This is a genomic window from Cupriavidus sp. GW822-FHT03E04, from assembly GCF_058801495.1.
In genome coordinates, this window is the sequence record NZ_JBXANI010000014.1 from 159,096 (window position 1) to 177,402 (window position 18,307).

The 18,307-nt window shown below is 62.6% G+C and carries 12 protein-coding genes; all 12 read right to left on the bottom strand.

Going from position 1 to position 18,307, the window contains the following annotated elements; translation table 11 throughout:
* Positions 1-12: 12 nt before the first annotated feature.
* Positions 13-3,207: an autotransporter outer membrane beta-barrel domain-containing protein gene (locus AC1RQC_RS21685; RefSeq protein WP_492884572.1), complete on the bottom strand. Its 3,195-nt coding sequence runs from the start codon at positions 3,205-3,207 to the stop codon at positions 13-15.
* Between the two features lie 398 nt (positions 3,208-3,605).
* Positions 3,606-4,412, bottom strand: coding sequence for a hypothetical protein (locus tag AC1RQC_RS21690; protein WP_492884574.1), 807 nt, complete (start codon positions 4,410-4,412; stop codon positions 3,606-3,608).
* A gap of 638 nt (positions 4,413-5,050) precedes the next feature.
* Entirely contained in the window at positions 5,051-5,929 is an 879-nt protein-coding gene (locus tag AC1RQC_RS21695; RefSeq protein WP_492884576.1) for a hypothetical protein, read from the bottom strand.
* 169 nt (positions 5,930-6,098) lie between these two features.
* Positions 6,099-8,117: a two-partner secretion domain-containing protein gene (locus AC1RQC_RS21700; RefSeq protein ID WP_492884578.1), complete on the bottom strand. Its 2,019-nt coding sequence runs from the start codon at positions 8,115-8,117 to the stop codon at positions 6,099-6,101.
* 487 nt (positions 8,118-8,604) lie between these two features.
* On the bottom strand, positions 8,605-10,290 hold the full coding sequence (locus AC1RQC_RS21705; protein WP_492884579.1) for a ShlB/FhaC/HecB family hemolysin secretion/activation protein: 1,686 nt from the start codon (positions 10,288-10,290) through the stop codon (positions 8,605-8,607).
* A gap of 368 nt (positions 10,291-10,658) precedes the next feature.
* On the bottom strand, positions 10,659-11,633 hold the full coding sequence (locus AC1RQC_RS21710) for a fimbrial protein (RefSeq protein WP_492884581.1): 975 nt from the start codon (positions 11,631-11,633) through the stop codon (positions 10,659-10,661).
* Positions 11,634-12,075: 442 nt separating this feature from the next.
* Complete coding sequence (locus AC1RQC_RS21715) at positions 12,076-13,074, bottom strand: fimbrial protein (protein WP_492884583.1); 999 nt, start codon at positions 13,072-13,074, stop codon at positions 12,076-12,078.
* A gap of 255 nt (positions 13,075-13,329) precedes the next feature.
* Positions 13,330-13,677: a hypothetical protein gene (locus tag AC1RQC_RS21720; protein ID WP_492884585.1), complete on the bottom strand. Its 348-nt coding sequence runs from the start codon at positions 13,675-13,677 to the stop codon at positions 13,330-13,332.
* Positions 13,678-13,764: 87 nt separating this feature from the next.
* Positions 13,765-14,802: a fimbrial protein gene (locus AC1RQC_RS21725; protein WP_492884587.1), complete on the bottom strand. Its 1,038-nt coding sequence runs from the start codon at positions 14,800-14,802 to the stop codon at positions 13,765-13,767.
* 84 nt (positions 14,803-14,886) lie between these two features.
* Positions 14,887-15,975, bottom strand: a complete 1,089-nt coding sequence (locus AC1RQC_RS21730; RefSeq protein WP_492884589.1) for a fimbrial protein — start codon at positions 15,973-15,975, stop codon at positions 14,887-14,889.
* A gap of 64 nt (positions 15,976-16,039) precedes the next feature.
* The gene (locus tag AC1RQC_RS21735) at positions 16,040-17,152 is read right to left on the bottom strand and encodes a fimbrial protein (protein ID WP_492884591.1); all 1,113 of its coding nucleotides are present in this window, start codon (positions 17,150-17,152) and stop codon (positions 16,040-16,042) included.
* An 82-nt stretch (positions 17,153-17,234) separates the two neighbouring features.
* Complete coding sequence (locus AC1RQC_RS21740) at positions 17,235-18,296, bottom strand: fimbrial protein (protein ID WP_492884593.1); 1,062 nt, start codon at positions 18,294-18,296, stop codon at positions 17,235-17,237.
* Positions 18,297-18,307 lie beyond the last annotated feature (11 nt).

The window sequence follows — 18,307 nt, forward strand, 5'->3', positions numbered from 1 at the left end:
TGGTCACTGTGGTCACCAGCTGTACCGGTAGCCCATGCTGACCGTCCACGGGTTGTCCAGCCTGGCGCCGCTTGCGTACCCGTAGTCGGCGTACAGGCGGTGGTTCGTGCCCAGTGACGCGGCAACGCCCACGCCCAGCTCGGCAAGGCCGCCGGACAGGTCGGTCCGGGTAGCCACGCCGTTGGTGCGTACCGTGCTCTTGCCGTCAAGCTCCTGCGACAGGCTCAGCTTGACGTAGGGCTGCACGGTGCCGCCATTGGCCAATGCAATGCGGCGGCCGAGCAGGGAGCCAACGCGCAAGCGCATCGAATTGCCGCTGTCGGCATCGACCTGCAGACCGTTGCTGGCGCGGTAGCTGGCGCCGCTGGCGCGGAGCATCGACAGCTCCACCTGCGGCTCGACGAACCAGCCCAAGCCGAACGGCACCTGGCGGCCGGCTTCCACCGACACGCCGATGGCGTTCTGGTGGGAATCGGCCTTCACCGACTGGCCGTCGGTCGCCACCACCGCGAAGTTCTGCTGGATTTTGTTTGCCTTGAACACGCCGTCGACGTACCAGCCGGCATCGGCCAGCCAGGTGGCATAGCCGCCGAAGTGGTAGCTATCGGCGCCGCCCGTGCCTTCGTCACGAAAACGGCGGTCGGTCGAACTGTATCCGGTCATGCCGCCGACGTACCAACGCCCGCCTTCGACCGGCAGGGACTTGTCGACGCCGACCTCCAGGCCGCCCACGGTCTGCTCGAACGAGCGGCCGCCGCGGTTGTCGAGTCTCTGGCGCTCGCCGAAACCCCGCATCCAGACGCCACCTTCGTTCTTGCCCTGGCGCAACTCACCCATCCGCCTGGCCAGCGTGCCTTTTTCGGCGTACCAGATCGCGTGCGCGGTGCCGGCGCTGGACGTATTGATGGCGGCGTTGGCGGCCGTGGACAGGTCTTCGGGGCCAGGCGGCGCAATCTCGGACTGCCCTGGCGGCGCCACCGCTTCCGGCGACAGCTCGCCGCTGTTGACGAGGCTCCAGTCGGTGGCGCGCCCGCCGACCGTATCGCTGCTTTTCAGCGCGTAGCGATAGGTGCCGGCATCTACCAATTGATCGCGGTTGGCGAGCGTGAACGACCCCGGGCCGCCTTCGGTCTGAATGATCCTCAGGGACCCGCCGCCGGCCATCGGCTCGGCGCCGCTGTTGGCCACCAGCACGCGGTGATCGCCAGAGACGGTGCCGCCGACGCGCAGCAGGTCGCCCTGGCCGGCGCCCAGGTCGGTGCGCATTTCGAACAGGCCGCCGCCGCTGAGGTTGCCGGTCACGTCCAGCACCTTGAACGCGCTGCCCGGGGTGGCAAATGACACCGTGCCCGCATTGTCCAGGCGCGCCACCGCCGAGTTGCCGCGCACGCGCCAGGTGCTGCTGCCATCGATGCTCAGCGTGTCCACCATCCGCCCGGCGTTGTTGTGCAGGGCGCCGGTCAGCACGGAGTGGTCGCGCAGGCTCACGCTGGCCGACCCGCTGTCGAGCACCACGTCGCCCTCCAGGTGGCTGCGCTGCGCGTTGAGCTGCACATCGCGTGCGGCAACCACATCGCCGTCTGGCGAGGAGGGGCGCCGTTCGTCCACGTACAGCAAGGCGCCATCGCCGCTGCTGGATTTGCCGATGATCGTGGTGTCGACCAGGTTCGCGGTGAGGCCGCTGCCTTCGACCGTGATGCCATTGCCGTTCGCGGCCTCGATATGGCTGTTGCGGATCGAGATCGTGTTGTCGACGCCGGGCGTGTTCGAGTAGGCCAGGATGCCATTGGCGCCTGTGCCGCTGGTGCGTATGTCGACGCCGTCCAGGCTGACCTGCGCGCCCTGGCGGCCCATCATCAGCCCGTGGGAACCGTCACCAACGGTGCGCACGATGGTACCTGTCGCATCCAGGCGCGCGGCGTTGGCGAGCAGGCCGTAGGCGGTGTGGCCGTGGGTGGTGACCGAGCCACCTTCGAGCACGACGTTGGACCCGGGCAGGCGCGAGACCACGCCGATGGCAGCGTTGCCGAAGGTCTCGACTGCGACGCCGCGCGCGGTGGTCGTCGCGCTGCTGCCGCTGCCGCTATAGAGTTCGGAGACGTAGATACCGTGCCCGCTTTCGCCACGCGTGGTGATCGAGCCGCCGTCCATGGTGACTGTGCCCGCCCGGTTTTCCACGCCCACGCCTTTTTCCCCGCTCATCCTGATGGAGACGTCCTTGGCCACCACAACGCTCTCGCTCGGAACCCGGATGCCGGCGACGTTCGAACCATTGCTGCTGATCTGCACGCGCTCCAGCCTGGCATGGACGCCATCAGCGTTTGCATCGATGCCGGAACCCGTCTCGGCATGCACCACCACATCGCGCAAATCGGCTGTGGACGGGGTGAATTCCGCTCCGCCGGCCCTGGTGAGATACACGCCATCGCGATACGCGTCGATGGTGCCATTGGAGAACGAGACGCTGCCGCCGGACGCGTGAATGCCAGTGCCGCGGACCGAGACGATGTCGGTGTTGGTGGCGGTCACGGTACCGCGGTCGACACTGATGCCTTTGCCGCCCCAATGCGTGGTGGCAGTGGCATTGAGCTTTGCCTGATCCAGGACGACGCTGGCACCATCCGCTGCGTGGACTGCCGAGGCGCCATCGCCAAGGACGGTGATTTGCGTTTTGTGGGCGGTAATCACGGCGTCCGTGCCCGCTGCATTCAGGCCATGGGCTTCGTCACCCTGGGTGGAAACCGAGCCGCCTGTCATCTCGACGCGCCCGCCGTCGATGGCGTGCACGCCGTGGGAATATTGACCCTCGGTCTTGATCCGCGTGTCGTTCAGGGTCGCCGTGCTGCCCGCATCGCGCACGACCAAGGCATTGGCCTCGAAGCTGCCCAGTGCGGTGAGGTTGCTGTCGGACAGTGCCAGGGTGCCGCCGGCGCTGACGCTGACGCCCTGCGCGCCGACGCTCGTGCCCGCGATGCCGGACTGGATGCTCACGCCGTTGCCCGAGAGGGCGTTGTTGGCGCCGCTGATGTTGACCGCCGTGCCGGCGCCCGCATGCGTGACCGTGTCACCGGGAACGAGCACCCGGGTTTCTCCATCGGGTGTGGAAAGATCGATGCTGGGGTAAGCCGTCGCCGCCGTGGCCAGTTGAATGCCCGGGAACAGCAGTGTCAGGATGGCGACGGAAATTCGAGTTGGTTGCAGTTTCATGGAGGAGTGTCCGGCTTGCTCCACCCCCAATACCAAATGCACCAGACCTGAATCGGCTAATGGAAATAATGAAGCGCGTATGGCAGCGTTGAAGGGGAGCGTTGAAAGAGTTTGATTCGCCGGTCCATTCTAGAGACGCGTTCACCAGATTTGAATCAGACAAGTACGAAAAGCAGGGTGCTCAACGCCACGGCGCGCGCTCCAGGCACGGCGCATTGCTTGACCGAAAGCGAAATCGACAGCGAAATTGACAGCGAAATCGCAGCGGGCGCCTGGAAAAGCCGATGTCGGGATGCTGGCCGGGAGCGACACGCGTTTCGCCTGGCGCGCGGCCAGTCTCTGTGCCACGCCGAGCGGGGCGGAGCCGATGAAATCGGCGCAAGTGGAAGGCCGCAGCCTTACTCGTCGATCAGCCGGGAGTGCTCATGCAACGTGATATGCGAGTCGGGCGGCAGATAGGCCACGGCGCTCGGGCGCGAGCTGGCGTCGTACGCCGGCACAGCCAGCCTGTAGCCGGCGCTGTAGCCCGCGCTGTAGCTCGCGTTATTGTCCGCGTTACTGTCCGCGCTATCGCCCGCGTCATGGGCTGCCGGCGCCCTGGCGCTGCGCGCGGCCATTTGCCTGGCAGGAACCGGCTCGGCATACGAATGCCTGCGGGCTACGGTGTGCTCGACCGCAGCGGCGATGGGGCTGGTGGCGGCGCGGGTGGCTGTGCCGTTGCTTGCGCTGATGGCTGTGCTGTTGGCTTTGCTGGTGGTTGCGTCTTCAGCCAGCAAAGGGGCGGGCAGAGGCGCCGCGGGCGCGGGCGAGTCAACCGCCGCAGCCACGGCAGCCACGGCTTCCGGCTGCTCGGCCACAGCGGCTTGCAGCCCGGCATCTGTTGCTGGCGATCGCGCAGGCGAGGACTCGGGCATGGACACAGGCTTGAATGCGGGCAAGGGTGCAGGCAAGGGCGCGGGAGCGGGGCCTGTCAACGACGCCGCCAACAGCCACGCCGCCGCCGCGGCCGTGCCGCAGCCCACCGTGCCGGCAGCCAGCCCGCGCAGCCGCGCGCGGCGCAACGCCCGCGCCTGGGTGGGGGCCGTGGCCGCAAGATGCACTTTGACGGCCTCGGCACGGTACGCAGCAAGCGTATCGCGTATATCGAAGCGCGTGCCCCATGGTGGCGGCACATCGAGTTGGGAAGGAATAACGGAATCAGGCAAGGCTCACCTCTGCAGCGCAAAAGCGACGCAACACCGCCGGTCGATCCGGGCGAAGCTGGTCAAAGGGCAATACTAGCATTGCTGATATGAGTCGAAAATCGGACAAGTCTGATTCTGCGCAACGCCACGCCCGGCTCTCGAATTCCGCGCGCTGTACCTCGAAGCACGCGTGGACTGAGGATGTGGCATCTTTGGCGGGCTTAGTCATTTCGGACTTATCCGATTGATCGCGCCATGAAATTCAGACTTATCCGATTTCCTGAACCGTGAAACCTCGTTAGACTTTTGTTTGTCGGCATACCCCTATGTGCCGATGATCGACCTTTGCAGAGTGGGTACCCCCCTCCAACCCGCAATCGCGCCCCAGGCTGTTATCCCCGTGGCAGCCTGGGTTTTTTTACTGGCGCGAAGAAGGGCGGCTATGTCAGCTCCGGTTTGCAGCATGGGAGAGCTGAAGCGGCAAGGGTGACGGTATCGTTCAAGGATCGGTCCGACGGCTGAGTTCGGCCATGAACCACCAGCCGGCGACCTTGCCCAGCGCCCCTTGAGCGTGAGCTCCGTTGTCAATAACGGTTCTTCAAGCGTAGCAATCGATCCCGGAGACGTCCGCTCTCGCTTAACACCGGGACATACCGCGATCAGTCTGGGGGACCGATCTCCTCGAACCAATCCATCGCCCGTTCTCTGGCTTCCCCAGAGGAAGTGGAAAGTATCGCGAGCAGGTCGCGATGTGCTTCGTTTACCCTTTTATCCTGGGACAAAAGGCCATCGAAGTACGATGCGATCAAGACATAGTCCAGATCAAGTTGATGGTTGAGCTCCTTCCCTGCCGCCGCGACGTTCCCCCCATTTCTTATCGTGATCAGGCAGTGCCTTGCCAGCAGATAATTGTATCGGAGGTACATCGGCTTCCGGGCGATGAAGCGGAGTGCGTCAATTTCCTCCATGCCGTGATCTTTCTTAAGCATCTTCAAAAAGAAGATCTCAGACATCACCTGAACGAAGGCGAGAAAGCGTGGCCAACTCAGATTTGGACTTCGGATGGAAGCGATGAGCTTAGGCCTCAGGCCTTGATGCAATACTTCCAGAAGTTGCTCGGTGCGGAGTCTGGCATTGGCTGCATCCAGATCTTTGCCCAGGAGAGACGCTCTTGCGTCGCTAAATCTCTTTTGAATGCTATCGTTGGTTTTATCGTTCTCGTCTTTTGCGAGATCCGTTATCAAATTGCCAACTAAACTCGTGAACTCGGAAGATAGGATTCCATCCGGGGTGGAAGGGCAACGCGAGTTCAACTCCGTATTGGATATCTCACCCACGCTGAAAGAAACCGCCACCTGATCGATGTGCGGGGAGAACACCTGCAATGCCAGTTTCATGGTCAACCGACAGTCCTCGTGCTTGCACATCTCAACCAGGGCGACATCTGGAATGACAAACCTGGACTCGGCTTCCGCTCGGATTTTCGCGGCAAAGTCAGGGCATTGCAGGACGTTCATGTCCACGACATAGGTTTTCATAGAAATTCTCTCTGATCGGCGTCAACGCACGCCTGCCGCAGCGGGCGCTCCTCACGCTGGTCATGATGGACTGCGGAATCAAGATGGCGGCGAAAGGCGGGCGCCAGAACGGCGCCCGCCTCTCCTTCTCTCATCCGCGCCGCGTTATGCGACGGATGTCTTCAGCAGGTTAGTACCAGCGCGTATTCCAGCTGATGGGCGTCGCTTGCCACCAGGGGTTGGCTACGGGCACCTGCACGGTCCAGGTCTGCTGCACGGGCCAGGCCTGCTGTGCGGGCCAGACCTGCTGTACAGGCCAGACCTGCTGCGCCTGCCAGACTTGCTGCCCGGGCCAGACCTGCGCGGGCTTGGCTTGCTGCACGGGCTTGGCCGGCTCAACGGGCTTGGCTTGCTCAACCGGCTTGGTCGGCTCAACGGGCTTGGCCTGCTCAACCGGCTTGGTCGGCTCAACGGGCTTGGCCTGCTCCACCGGCTTGGTCGGCGCTACGGGCTTGGCCTGCTCCACCGGCTTGGTCGGCGCCACGGGCTTCGCCTGCTCCACGGGCTTGGACGGCTCTACGGGCTTGACCTGCGCCACCAGCGGGGCCTGCTCAATGGTCCCGGAGTTGGAGTAGATCATCGACTGCACCTTCACCTTGCCCTCTTTGGCGGACAAGCGGTTCACGTTGGTGAACGTGAGGCTGGAGAAGTCGAGGTTGCCGTGCTCGCTGGACAGCGTGCCTTCGTTCCTGGCGGTCGTTGTATTGACCGAAAGATTCTGGCTCGCGGTGATCTTGCCGGAGTTCGTGAACGTCGTCGCCTTCACCTTGGTGGTGCCAGTCGCGCTGGAGAGCGTACCGTTGTTACTGGTGGCTACGGCATCCACGTTGAGGTTGCCGGCGTTGGAACGGATCACGCCATCGTTAGTCAGGGTGGCGGCCTTGACCGAAAGGTCCCGCTCCGATTCCATCGTGCCGTCAGCGCCATTGGTCATGGTGGAAGTATCGGCCGTCAGCGTGCCGCTGGCCTTGATGGTCTTCGTGTTGCGCAGCGTGGCCGTGTTCAGCTTGATGTCACCGTCCGACGTGATGGTCCCGTCATTGATCAGCACCGCCGACTTGAACGAGACGCCGGATTTGCCGCTGATTGCGCCGGCATTGTCCACGCTGTTCGAACGGATATCGGTGGCGCCCGCCGCCAGCAGTTGCGCGCCGGCCCGTACGCTGATCTTGTCCTCGGTGGCCTTCCCGGCGACGACGAAGCCAGGGGCGACTTCGGCGCTGGCGGTTTCGCCGCCAGCCTTGTCGTCGCTGGCCTTCCCACCGCCCTGATCCGCCGTCGTGATGACCAGGCCGGTCTTCTCGATCTTCAGGTCGCCGGTGAGCGCCTGCACCTTGCCTGCGATGTTCACGCCGGCGCCACCTTCGGTGCTGCGCAGCGAAATGGCGTTCGCGTACATGCCGCCGAGCGCGGCCACGTCGATGGCGTGCACCGGCACGTGATCGGTCCCCTTGGTTTGCTCGGCATCGATACGGTCGCCGTCATAGGCGATATCGTTGCGGCCCGCCACGGCGCGGATCAGGTCCTTGGCACGGACCGCCGCGTCGATCTTCATGGAACGCGACAGCAGGTCGACCTTGTCCACCGTGCTGGCATCGAACCCCCTGCCGGTGATGGCGATGTCGCCGCCGGCCACCGTGAAGCCGGACACGGAGCCGCCGCTGGTGAGCGTCGGCGTGCCCGTGGTCAGCGTGACGCGCGAAGCGTTCAGCACGCTGCCGCCATCGACGGAGATGCCGTTCGGGTTGGCGACGATCAGCGCGGCGCGCTGCCCGGCGATTTCCGTCGTGCCGTTGAGCATGGTGCGGGAATTGCCGACCACCTCGTTCAGGATGACGCCGGCGGCGCCATTGGCGAGCGCGGCATTGCCCGCGACATTGCCGCCGATCTGCGTGGCAGCGCCGTTGGCGCTGTTGTTGAGCACCAAGCCATTGGCGCCTACGTTGTAGTTCTGGAACTGGTTGTGCGATACGCCGGCGGCGTTCGGCGCGTTGATCTGCACGAGCGGCACGCCATTGGCGGTCGCGCCGATAGCAGGGCCGCCAGGCGCCGCGCTGATCTGCGCGGATGCCATGGAGGCGTGAAGCGCTGGGACGGCCAGCAACAGGGCGCTCAGCAAGGTGCTGCAGCGGGGCTGGCGGGCAATCATGGATGTCTTTTTCATCATTTGGACCATGGTAAGTAAAGTGAGAGACGGCAGGCCGCCGGCATACGGAGATCTGTGCCGATTTGGGGGCGGGCATGCCGGGTCAGGGTGTTGGAGATTCAGTAATGGCTGTGGTTGGCTTCCTCCTTCAGGTTGTGGATCAAGGCAATTTCCGTTCATCCGGCTTTGGTGTGGGTACTGCATGCGGGCTGGAGTTGCCGGAAGAAAGACGCTGTTTTGCTCCCCTCTCCCATGAAGTGGGAGAGGGGCCGGGGGAGAGGGCGGGCGCTCGCTCGAAGTGAAACGCCTCGCTCTTGCGCAGGCCCGCCCTCTCCCCCAACCCCTCTCCCGCACGGCGGGAGAGGGGAGCTACGGCGGCGCGGGATTCAGCCCAGCGGTGAATCGACTCACACGACACACGACTAACAACACACGACTAACAACACACGACTAACAACACACAAAACCCGACACCCCGACGAACCCAATGTCAGAGCTTCATCGATAGCTGCACGGCCACCGTTACCCGCGCGGCCTCGAACCCGGCAGGCTTGGCCACCGGCATGCCGACCGACACGTCGTAGCCAACCTTGCCGTACTCGCCCCGCACCCCGAGCGCCGCGCCAACCAGCGTTCGCCCGGCGAGTTCGCGTGTCACGCTGCCACCCACGGCGCCCGCGTCGGCCGCCACATAGGCTTCCTGTCCGGTGTTCCCGATCGCCACCGCGACTTCATTGCGCAGCACCCATCCGCTTTGTCCCACCAAGGTGCGCGAGCCATCGAAGCCGCGCACGCTGTACCGGCTGCCGATCGAAAGCATCTCGGTTGCTGGAATCGCATTCGGCGCTGCCTGCGCATTCATGCTGGCGCGATAGCCAAAGCGTTGCCTGCCGACGGAGAAGGGCGCGTCGACGCTCGCGTTGGCGCTGAGGATGCTGTAGCGGCCGTTCCATTGCGTTCTGCCGCTCACATAGCCGCTGTTGGCCGACCACGCGGGAATGCTCCCGCGCACGCCGAGCCCGCCGGTGAACGTCATGCGGCGCGCGCGTTGATAGTGGGAGTAGCTGAGCGTGTAGCCGGTGATGTCGCGCGTCTGCACGCCGATCGGCCAATCGCTGAGCCGGACGTCGTCCGAGCGCCGCGACAGCTTGGCGCGCACCGTGCCCTTCATGGTGCCGGTACGGTAAGCCACGTGGCTGGCACCCACCTCGAACGTGCGCGTGCGGCCCGTGTAGGGCAGGTTGCCGGCGGTGGTGGCGATCGTCTGCAGGAAGTCATACTGGTTCGCACCCAGCCAGAAGGAGCCATAGCCATACGGCACCGTCCATTGCAGGCCCATCGCGCGCGATCCGACGCTACGGTTGCCGAAGTGCGCGTCATTGTTGTAGGTGGCGATGAGCTGGTCGTACAGTCCCAGGGGGGAATCCACCACCAGGACGCCGCCAAGCTGGTTCTTGCCGGTCGCGTCGATGCCGGAGTTGTCGGCGGTGACGATGGCCCGCCAGCGGCGCACCTCGGGCGCGTGGTGAATGGCGAGATCGGTCTGGCCAAACTCCTTGCCCGGCTCCAGCACCATCCGTACCGATGCGTCGCCGGCCACGGTGCGGATGTTTTCCAGTGTCTGGTCGAGATCGCGCAGATTGAGCACGTCGCCTTCGGCCATCGGCATCGCCATCTGGCGGCGGCCCGGCGCGTCGCCGGTCTCGGCGATGCTGCCGATGCGCCCTGGCACAAGCTCGATCTCCAGCTTGCCGGCGCGCAAGTCTTGCTGGCCGATGAGCACTTGCGTGGTGACGTAGCCGCGCTCGATGAGCAGGTAGCGCAGATGGTCGCGCAGGCGGGTGATGCCCTCGGACCCGATGCACACGTCCTGCACCTGCACGGCGCGCACCAGCCATGCGAACGCCTCGGCGTTCTTCCACTCAAGGCGCGAGATAGCGAAGCACGGCGACTCGGCGGGAAAGACGAGTGTCGCGTGCGGGGACGCTTCGCTGCCCGACAGCACCGGCGCCGCGGGTGAGGCGCGCGTCAGCGCCTCATCGACCTGCTGCGCCTGGCGGCGTGTCGTTTCGGTGGTCTCGGCGGCCGCATGCGGTGTCAGTGACTGTGCGGTGGCCGCGGGGGCCCGAAGCAGGAGCAGCGCAACTGCGCCGCCGATAATACGGATGGATTTCATGTTGCCCATGCTGCGCGTGTTGCCTGGAACACAGGCGCAGGTTTGTTGCAAAAACGCTAGCCCGCCAATGCCTGAGCCGCTTGATGGGCCAGGGTGGCAGTCGCTGTGTGTTGCGTTTGGTGTCTTGTGTCGCGCGTGCGTGTCGTGCATCGCGCGTCGCTGCTGTCGCTAGCGAAGTAACAGGATTCTGAGTGTGATTCTGAGTGTCTTGGGCAGGGAAGACAATCGGACAAGTTTGAAAATGCGGCGGAATTTGCAAGAAAACCCGGCGCGGCAGCACGGGCGGACTCGATCACGCCTTCAAACAGCGGCATGCCCGTCGCCGCGACGGCGTGCGGCGCGTGGCATGCGGAGTGGACAGTGCGCGTTTACTGGTAATCCACCAGCACGGACATCATGCCGGAAATCGTGCCGGGCGTGACCGTTGCTTCGGTTTGAATGTAGCGCGCGTTCATCGGGATCGTGTACGAGCCGCCGGTCGAGCTGTTATAGGCGCTGAGCGCAAACCGTTGATTGAACGTTGCGGGCGTGCCGTTTGTGCCAGTGATCTGGATCGCCACGCCCTTCGCCGTCGAGCCGCCGGCCACCGGCAGCGCGCCGGCGAGGGCGGGCAGCGGGCCTCCGATCGGGGTGAGCGTGTAACCGACGCGCGCAAAGCCGGGCGGGCAGTTGTTGAAGCGAAGGTCGAACCCCTTCGTGCCCGACTGGTCGCCGGTCGATCCCACGCCCTTGAACTTGTACAAGACCATGGAGGGCAGCGCGACGCTTTGATCCGGCGTCGCGCAGGTGCCGTTGACCAGCCTGACGGTGGCCGCCAGCCTGATTGCGAGACCATCGCTCGTCGGAGTGCAGTTGGTGCTGCCGCGCAAGCACACATAGTAATAGGCCGGGTCGCTGCTCATGCCCGCGAGGCTGCCGGCCGACAACGGGCGGCTGTCGCGCAGCAGTTGCACTTCGAGTGGCGAATTGACGATGAGGAAGTTGCTACCGCTGCTGGAGAATGCGGTGACGGGCTGGCCGTTGACCAGCAGGCGAGTCGAGATGCCCGATACGTTGGTCGTGACTAGCGGTCCGGATGCAGTGGCAGACCCGCCATCCGGAAAAAGGGCTACCCTGGAAACCTCGCACGACGATGCTGCGCGGCAGAGTTGACTCAACGGAATCGTATAGCGACTGATGACGGTGCCTGTTGGCAAGCTGTTCGGCAGGTTAAGCGTGGATCCGAACGCAGTGACAATGGTGAGCGCGAGTGCTTTCGGCGAAATCGATGCGACAACGGCAAGAACGATTGCCGGGATCAGTCGCGCAGCGAGACCGCGCAGGATTTGATGAAACTGTTGCATAGCAGAAATTTTCCTTGCCCCCTTCCGTAAACGAGGGAAACCGTTATTGCCCCATTTTTCGGATCATGCATGGCGTGGCCGGGACGCGCGGGCTTGATCTCGGATGCTATCGGGATTGCAGGCCATTTAAAATCGGACGAGTACTAAAATGCGTGCCGCCGACGTGAATACGCTGCGTCCTGATACGGTCGCCGTCATAGGCGGAAGGCGCGAGATAGCGAAGCACGGCGACTCGGCGGGAAAGGCGAGTGTCGCGTGCGGGGACGCTTCGCTGCCCGACAGCACCGGCGCCGCGGACGAGGCGCGCGTCAGCGCCTCGTCAACCTGCCGCGCCTGGCGGCGTGTCATTTCGGTGGTCTCGGCGGCCGCATGCGGTGTCAGTGACTGTGCGGTATGCCCGTCGCCGCGACGGCATGCGGCATGCCGCGCGGGCAGCGCGCGCTTACTGGTAATCCACCAGCACGGACATCATGCCGGAAATCGTGCCGGGCGTGACCGTTGCTTCGGTTTGAATGTAGCGCGCGTTCATCGGGATCGTGTACGAGCCGCCGGTCGAGCTGTTATAGGCGCTGAGCGCAAACCGTTGATTGAACGTCGCGGGCGTGCCGTTCGTGCCAGTGATCTGGATCGCCACGCCCTTCGCAGTCGAGCCGCCGGCGACCGGCAGCGCGCCGGCGAGGGCGGGCAGCGGGCCTCCGATCGGGGTGAGCGTGTAACCGACGCGCGCGAAGCCGGGCGGGCAGTTGTTGAAGCGAAGGTCGAACCCCTTCGTGCCCGACTGGTCGCCGGTCGATCCCACGCCCTTGAACTTGTACAAGACCATGGAGGACAGCGCGACGCTTTGATCCGGCGCCGAGCAGGTGCCGTTGACCAGCCTGACGGTGGCCGCCAGAGCGATCGCGAGACCGGTATCGTAAGAGGTGCAGATTTTGCCAGTGGTTGACCAATCATGGCGCAGGCACACATAGAAATAGGACGGGTTGCCGCCTTGCTGGCCCGCCAGGCTGCCGGCCAACAGCGGGCGGCTGTCGCGCACCAGTTGCACTTCGAGTGGCGAATTGACCATGAGATCGTTGCCAGGACTGGCGTTGACGTTGAACCCGGTGACGGGCTGGCCGTTGACCAGCAGCTGAGTCGAGATGCCCGATACGTTGGTCTGGATTAGCGGTCCGGGGTTGGTTGCACCCCCGCCGTTCGGCCAGAGCGATATCGAATCAACCTTGCACGGCACCTGGCTGCAGAGTTGACTCAACGGAATCGTGTAGCGACTGACCACGGTGCCTGCTGGCAAGCTGTTCGGCAGATTGAGCGTTGTTCCAAACGCCGTCATCTGAGAGAGCGTAGCCGCCGCTTTCGGCGAAATCGACACGAAAACGACAAGAACGATTGCCGGAATCAGTCGCGCAGCGAGACCGCGCAGGATTTGATGAAACTGTTGCATAGCAGATATTTTCCTTGCCCCTTCTGTAAACGAGGGAAACTGTTGTGCTCCCATTTTTCGGATCATGCATTGCGTGGACGGGACGCACGCGCTTGATCTCGGATGCTATCGGGATTGCAGGCCATTTAAAATTGGACGCGTACTAGAATGCGTGCCGCCGACGTGAATACGCTGCGTCCTTGGCGTGTCGAGGGCGAGATGCTCCCGATCGATGACCCGCCGCGCCTGCCAGCCGGGCCCATGTGCGATCAACCGTCAGCGAGGCAGCGGGCCAGTGTGATTGAGCTGGCGATAGGCAAATTGCAGGCTCCAGGGCGCGTAGACGTAGTGCAGCGCTCGCCCCACGGCGGTGCCGGCGGCTTGCGGGCGGCCTCCATCGCGCACCCTGTCGCCCGACGCGTTGCCCAACTCCAGCGTGACCAGGACCAATAGCGCCGCCTTGATGTCGGAGTAGCGGTCGCGTGGCAAGAGCCTGGCCACGATGTTCCGGGCCATGTCCTGCTTCTGCGGCGGCAGGCTTGCCAGGGACGCGGTCGCCAGCGCGCAGTATCCGCTGCCCTTCGAGGCAAGCTGCCATAACTGCCATGAGTGCGAAGAGCGCATCTGAAAGTCCTTAAGTCGTTGCGAAGTCGTTGCGAACCGGAAACCGGAAATCGGGAGGGCGCGGCAGCGTGCCCGCCTGCCGCGCGGTTACTGGTAGCTCATCGTGAACGTGGCGTAGCCTTTTGCCTCGCCGGGTGTCACGGTAGAGGCGGTCTGGATGTAGCGCGCCTTGAACGGGATCGTCACCGGCACATTGCCGAACTGCCCGATGAACCACTGGTTCGGATTGTTGCTCTGTGAGGAATCGGGGCCATAACTGACCAGGCTGTTATCGGTGCCGCGCAGTACCTGAATGCCGACGCCCGTTGCCTTGGAGTCACGCGACAGGGACAGCAGGTTGCTTCGGTTCGACCAGTTGGTGCCGTCCGTCATCGTGAAATACATCCGCGTGGACGTTCCCTGCGTGCCCCCTGAGCACTGCAGCCGAATCTCGAACGGCTGCGCGTCGGTGGTCGTGCCGACGCCCTTGAACGCGCGGATCGGAATCTGGCCGAGCGGCACCGAGATGGACGGTGTCATCACCCTGCATGCGGGGACTTGCGGCCTGATGGGGAGCGAACCGTTGATGAAGACACGCCGGACGACGAAGCCGTGATCGACCGCGGTAGTCGTGCCGATTTCGCCCGACAGTGCCCCGCCCGCCGTGATCGGGCCGGTCTTGACCAGTTCCACCTTGAAATCCCCGCCTCCCAGGTACCAGCCCTTGTCCTTTGCGACATAGGTCTGTTGCGGCCACCATCCGATCCATCCTCCGTCAATGCGCACACCGATCCCGGAAATGCCGGTGGCATAGGTATTAAAGGCCCCTGGAGCCCCTTTTCCCTCGTATTTGACCGTGCCAATCAGGGATGTGCAGGTAAGGTCGCCACTGGGCCCGGTTGCCGTCCCCTTTTCGGAAAAAAGAACCGTGCCGTCTGGAACCGTGGGGTCAAACGAGGAGGGCGACCAGGCGGGGAGCCTGACCTCGAGATACTCGACGGGTCCGACGCCGTCCCTGGCGATGATCGAGCAGCTCGCCAGTGCCTCCGAAACAGGAAGGGCAAACGCTGCGGTGCAGCCAATTCCAAGTATTGCCCGGCGACACCGCACGGCGCTCTTCTGAACAACGCGTTGCTGTCGTGGCATCTTGATTCTCCTTATGACGTTTTGCTAACGGCCAGCCGGGAGGGCGGCCGGGCATGGCATGAAGTGCGAGGCAATCGGCTGGCGCTACTGGTACGAGAACGTAATCGTGCTGAGTGCGCTGACCGAGCCAGGCTTGATGACCGGAAGGGTCTTCACATATTTGGCAACCATGGGAATGGTGAAGGTGCTGCCCGAAGCCGATGCGTTGCCGACCAGCCATTGGTTGGTGTTTCCCTTTTTCGACGAATCCGGACCGAACAACAGTGGCGTTGTCTTGCCCGACCGAAACATCTGAATGCCCACGCCGGATGCGGTGGAATTGCCGGCCAACGTCAGCGTATTGCTGGTATTGGTGGGATCCGAGGCATCGGTGACCGTCGCGTACAGCCCCAGGTCGGCGTCGCATTTCACCGCGATGGAGAAAGAGGCGGAAGCATCCGATACCGCGCCGACCGTTTTCAGGCTATGTGCCAGCAAGGTGGGCATCGTGACAGCGTTGTTCGCGCCGGAGGTCACCGTGCACGCCCGTGCCGTCACCGTAATATTCAGAGGCCCCAACAGTGCGTACATTGGAGGGCTGAAATCGACTTCGACCCCTTTGTTCGTCCCCTGCAAGCTCGCTATCCTTTGCGTCGGCGTGCTGAAGGAGCCGGTAACAAGCGGCCCGGTCATAACCAGGTACACCCTGTGAATGGGACTCGTACCCGACTCTGGGATGAGTAGCGTCGTTCCCGGGCCTATAGCTCTCTGCTCGGAGACGGACCCAAAATTGTCCCGGCCCCCATCCATTACGTAGCCGATGCCGGGAATTCCGGTTTCATAAACAGGATAGGTGAGCCCCCCGTTTCGGAACGTAACGCCGGGGACCAAGATTCCCAAGGGGGTCGACGTTAGCGTATCTACGACACAACCGTTGAAGTAGCCAGAAACCTTGGCCCCAATCTTACTTGACGGAAGCTGAGTCCCCGGGATGGTGGCATCTCGGGAAGTACTAATGGAACTGGGATAGGCGGGGTTGATGGGGAATCCCGTATTGGTGGTCTTGCAGACCGCATGCGCAGCGTTTGGCAAGAACGTCGCACCTAGCGTCAGCGTGCCAAGGCATGCCATCAAATACCGACGCAGGATCGGTGTATTGATATGTTTATTGACATAACTGGTAAGAGATTTCATTGATGTTCCAACCTGATATGTTTTTTATTTTCAAAATTTCGTATTTAATTTTTTCGCGCTGGCACTACTGGTACGAGAACGTAATCGTGCTGATCGCACTCACGGTACCCGGCTTGATCGTCTCTTCCGTCTTGATATAGCGCGCTTCGAAGGGCACCTTGATGACACTAGCGGATGTCCCGGATTTACCGACCAGCCACTGATTGGTATTGCCTTTGGCCGAGGAATCCGGCCCAAAATTCAATGGACTGGTCGTGCCTTGCTTCATGATTTGAATGCCCACGCCAGATGCTGTCGAATTCTTTGCCAGGCTAAGGACATTGCCGGTATTCGCGGGATTGGTCGCATCCGTCAACGTTGCATAGACACTGAGGTTCGCATCGCATTGGAGTCCCAACGAAAACGGCGTCGATTTGGCGGCAGAGACATCGCCTACCGCTTTCAGGCTATACGTCACCAACTGCGGCATAACGACCGTGTTGGCCGCGCCGGACGTGATCTTGCATGTTCTTGCCGTAACGGCAATGCTCAATGCGGCCAGACTTGCCGCCTGCCTATTCGACACGACAGCTCCACCCAGCGTGGCGATGATGGTCAGGATGTTTTTAGCCGGGGCACTATAGGTTCCCGTTTCGATAGCCCCCGTTACGACGAGAGTCACCTTGTGGCTGTAACCCCAACCGCCAGAGCCGGGGGGGCCGGGTGGAAGCACAGTTGGCCCAGCCCCAAGAGGGTAAAGAGGCTCGTTGAGATTCCCCGTTTCCACGGCATAACCTATGCCGGGAATTCCGGTTTCAAATACAGCAGCGCTGCCCCTCTCGCCTTTAAACGTCGCACCCGGAACCACTTTCCCGAGCGGCGTTACGATGATTTCATCGAAATTGCAATCGCGGGTTCTGCTGACACTGTGACGGGCGTATCCGGCCGTCGATGACGGAAACTGAATCCCCGGGGCTACCGAATCTCGAACAGTGCTGAGCGAGGGCGGAAGTTTTGCCGATGCCTGACTGATCGGTGTAGTGATCGCACAATCAGCAAACGCTGATTCAGATAAAAACATGACGCCCAGGATTAGAGCGCGCGAAGTCATTTTAAATAGCATAATAAATCCCTTTGCCAGATGCGCGGTGGATCCACCAAAGCATTCTAATGCCAGCCGAACGTCGGAATACGCCATCGGGTGCATGTTTTCATCTCACCGTGCGGGCCGCCTGTGCGGCCGAAAAATCCATTGCATCTCTTTCAAGATCTGATTTGCACTACTGATACGAAAACGTAATCGTGCTGCGCGCGCTGACCGAGCCAGGCTTGATGACCGGAAGGGTCTTCACATATTTGGCAACGATGGGAACGTTGAGGGTGCCGCCCGACGCCGACGTGCTGCCGACATACCATTGGTTGGTGTTTCCCTTCGCCGATGAATCCGGGCCGAGTCCCAGCGCTGTCGTTTCGCCCGGCCGGAACATTTGAATGCCCACGCCGGTCGCGGTGGAGTTGCCGGATAACGTCAGTGTATTGCTGGTATTGGTCGGATCCGAGGCGTCCGTGAGGGTCGCGTACAGGCCCACATCGCCATCGCACTTCACCCCGATGGAGAAGGACGCCGATGCATCCGACACCGCGCCGACCGACCTCAGGCTATGGGAAACCAAGGTGGGCAACGTGACGGCATTGGTCGCCCCCGACGTCACCTTGCATCCCCGCGTTGTCACCTGGATCGTCCCTGGGGCTCGAAAAGCGATGTTATCTTCAGTGTACGGTTTACCGTTTTGATCCCTCGGTCTCATGATGGCGATCTCCTGAGACGGAATGGTGTAACTGCCAGCGGCAAGACGTCCTGAAATAACCAGGATTATCCGATGCTGAAACGCCATGTTATTCCCTGGCCCGTTATATACCACCGTTGAGCCGGGACCAACCGGAACCCACGCTGAAGAGGCAGGAGGAGTTGGGGTAGCGCGGGTTGCACGCGCGCCAAGGACATAACCGATTCCCGGTACGCCCGTTGCAAAGATGGGGTAAGTCTGGCCGTTCTCCGTATAGGTCACCCCGCTGACCACTTTTCCAAGCGGGTCAAATGTTACGGTTTGGATTGATCTAGCTGGAGTACACCAGTCGTAAAAGTAATCGCCACTCTTTGCTGTAACGGGCGACGATGATGGCAGAATGGTCCCCGGGCGGTAAGTGTCCGCCGCAGTGCTAAGACTGCTCGGTACAGTTAGCACCGCAAAGCCAGTACCACCCGAAGAGCATAGCTGCGCGTGGACCGCTGCCGGCAAGACAAGCAGCAGCGGCAGAAGCCATTTGAACAGTCTCTTCATGTACGATCCAG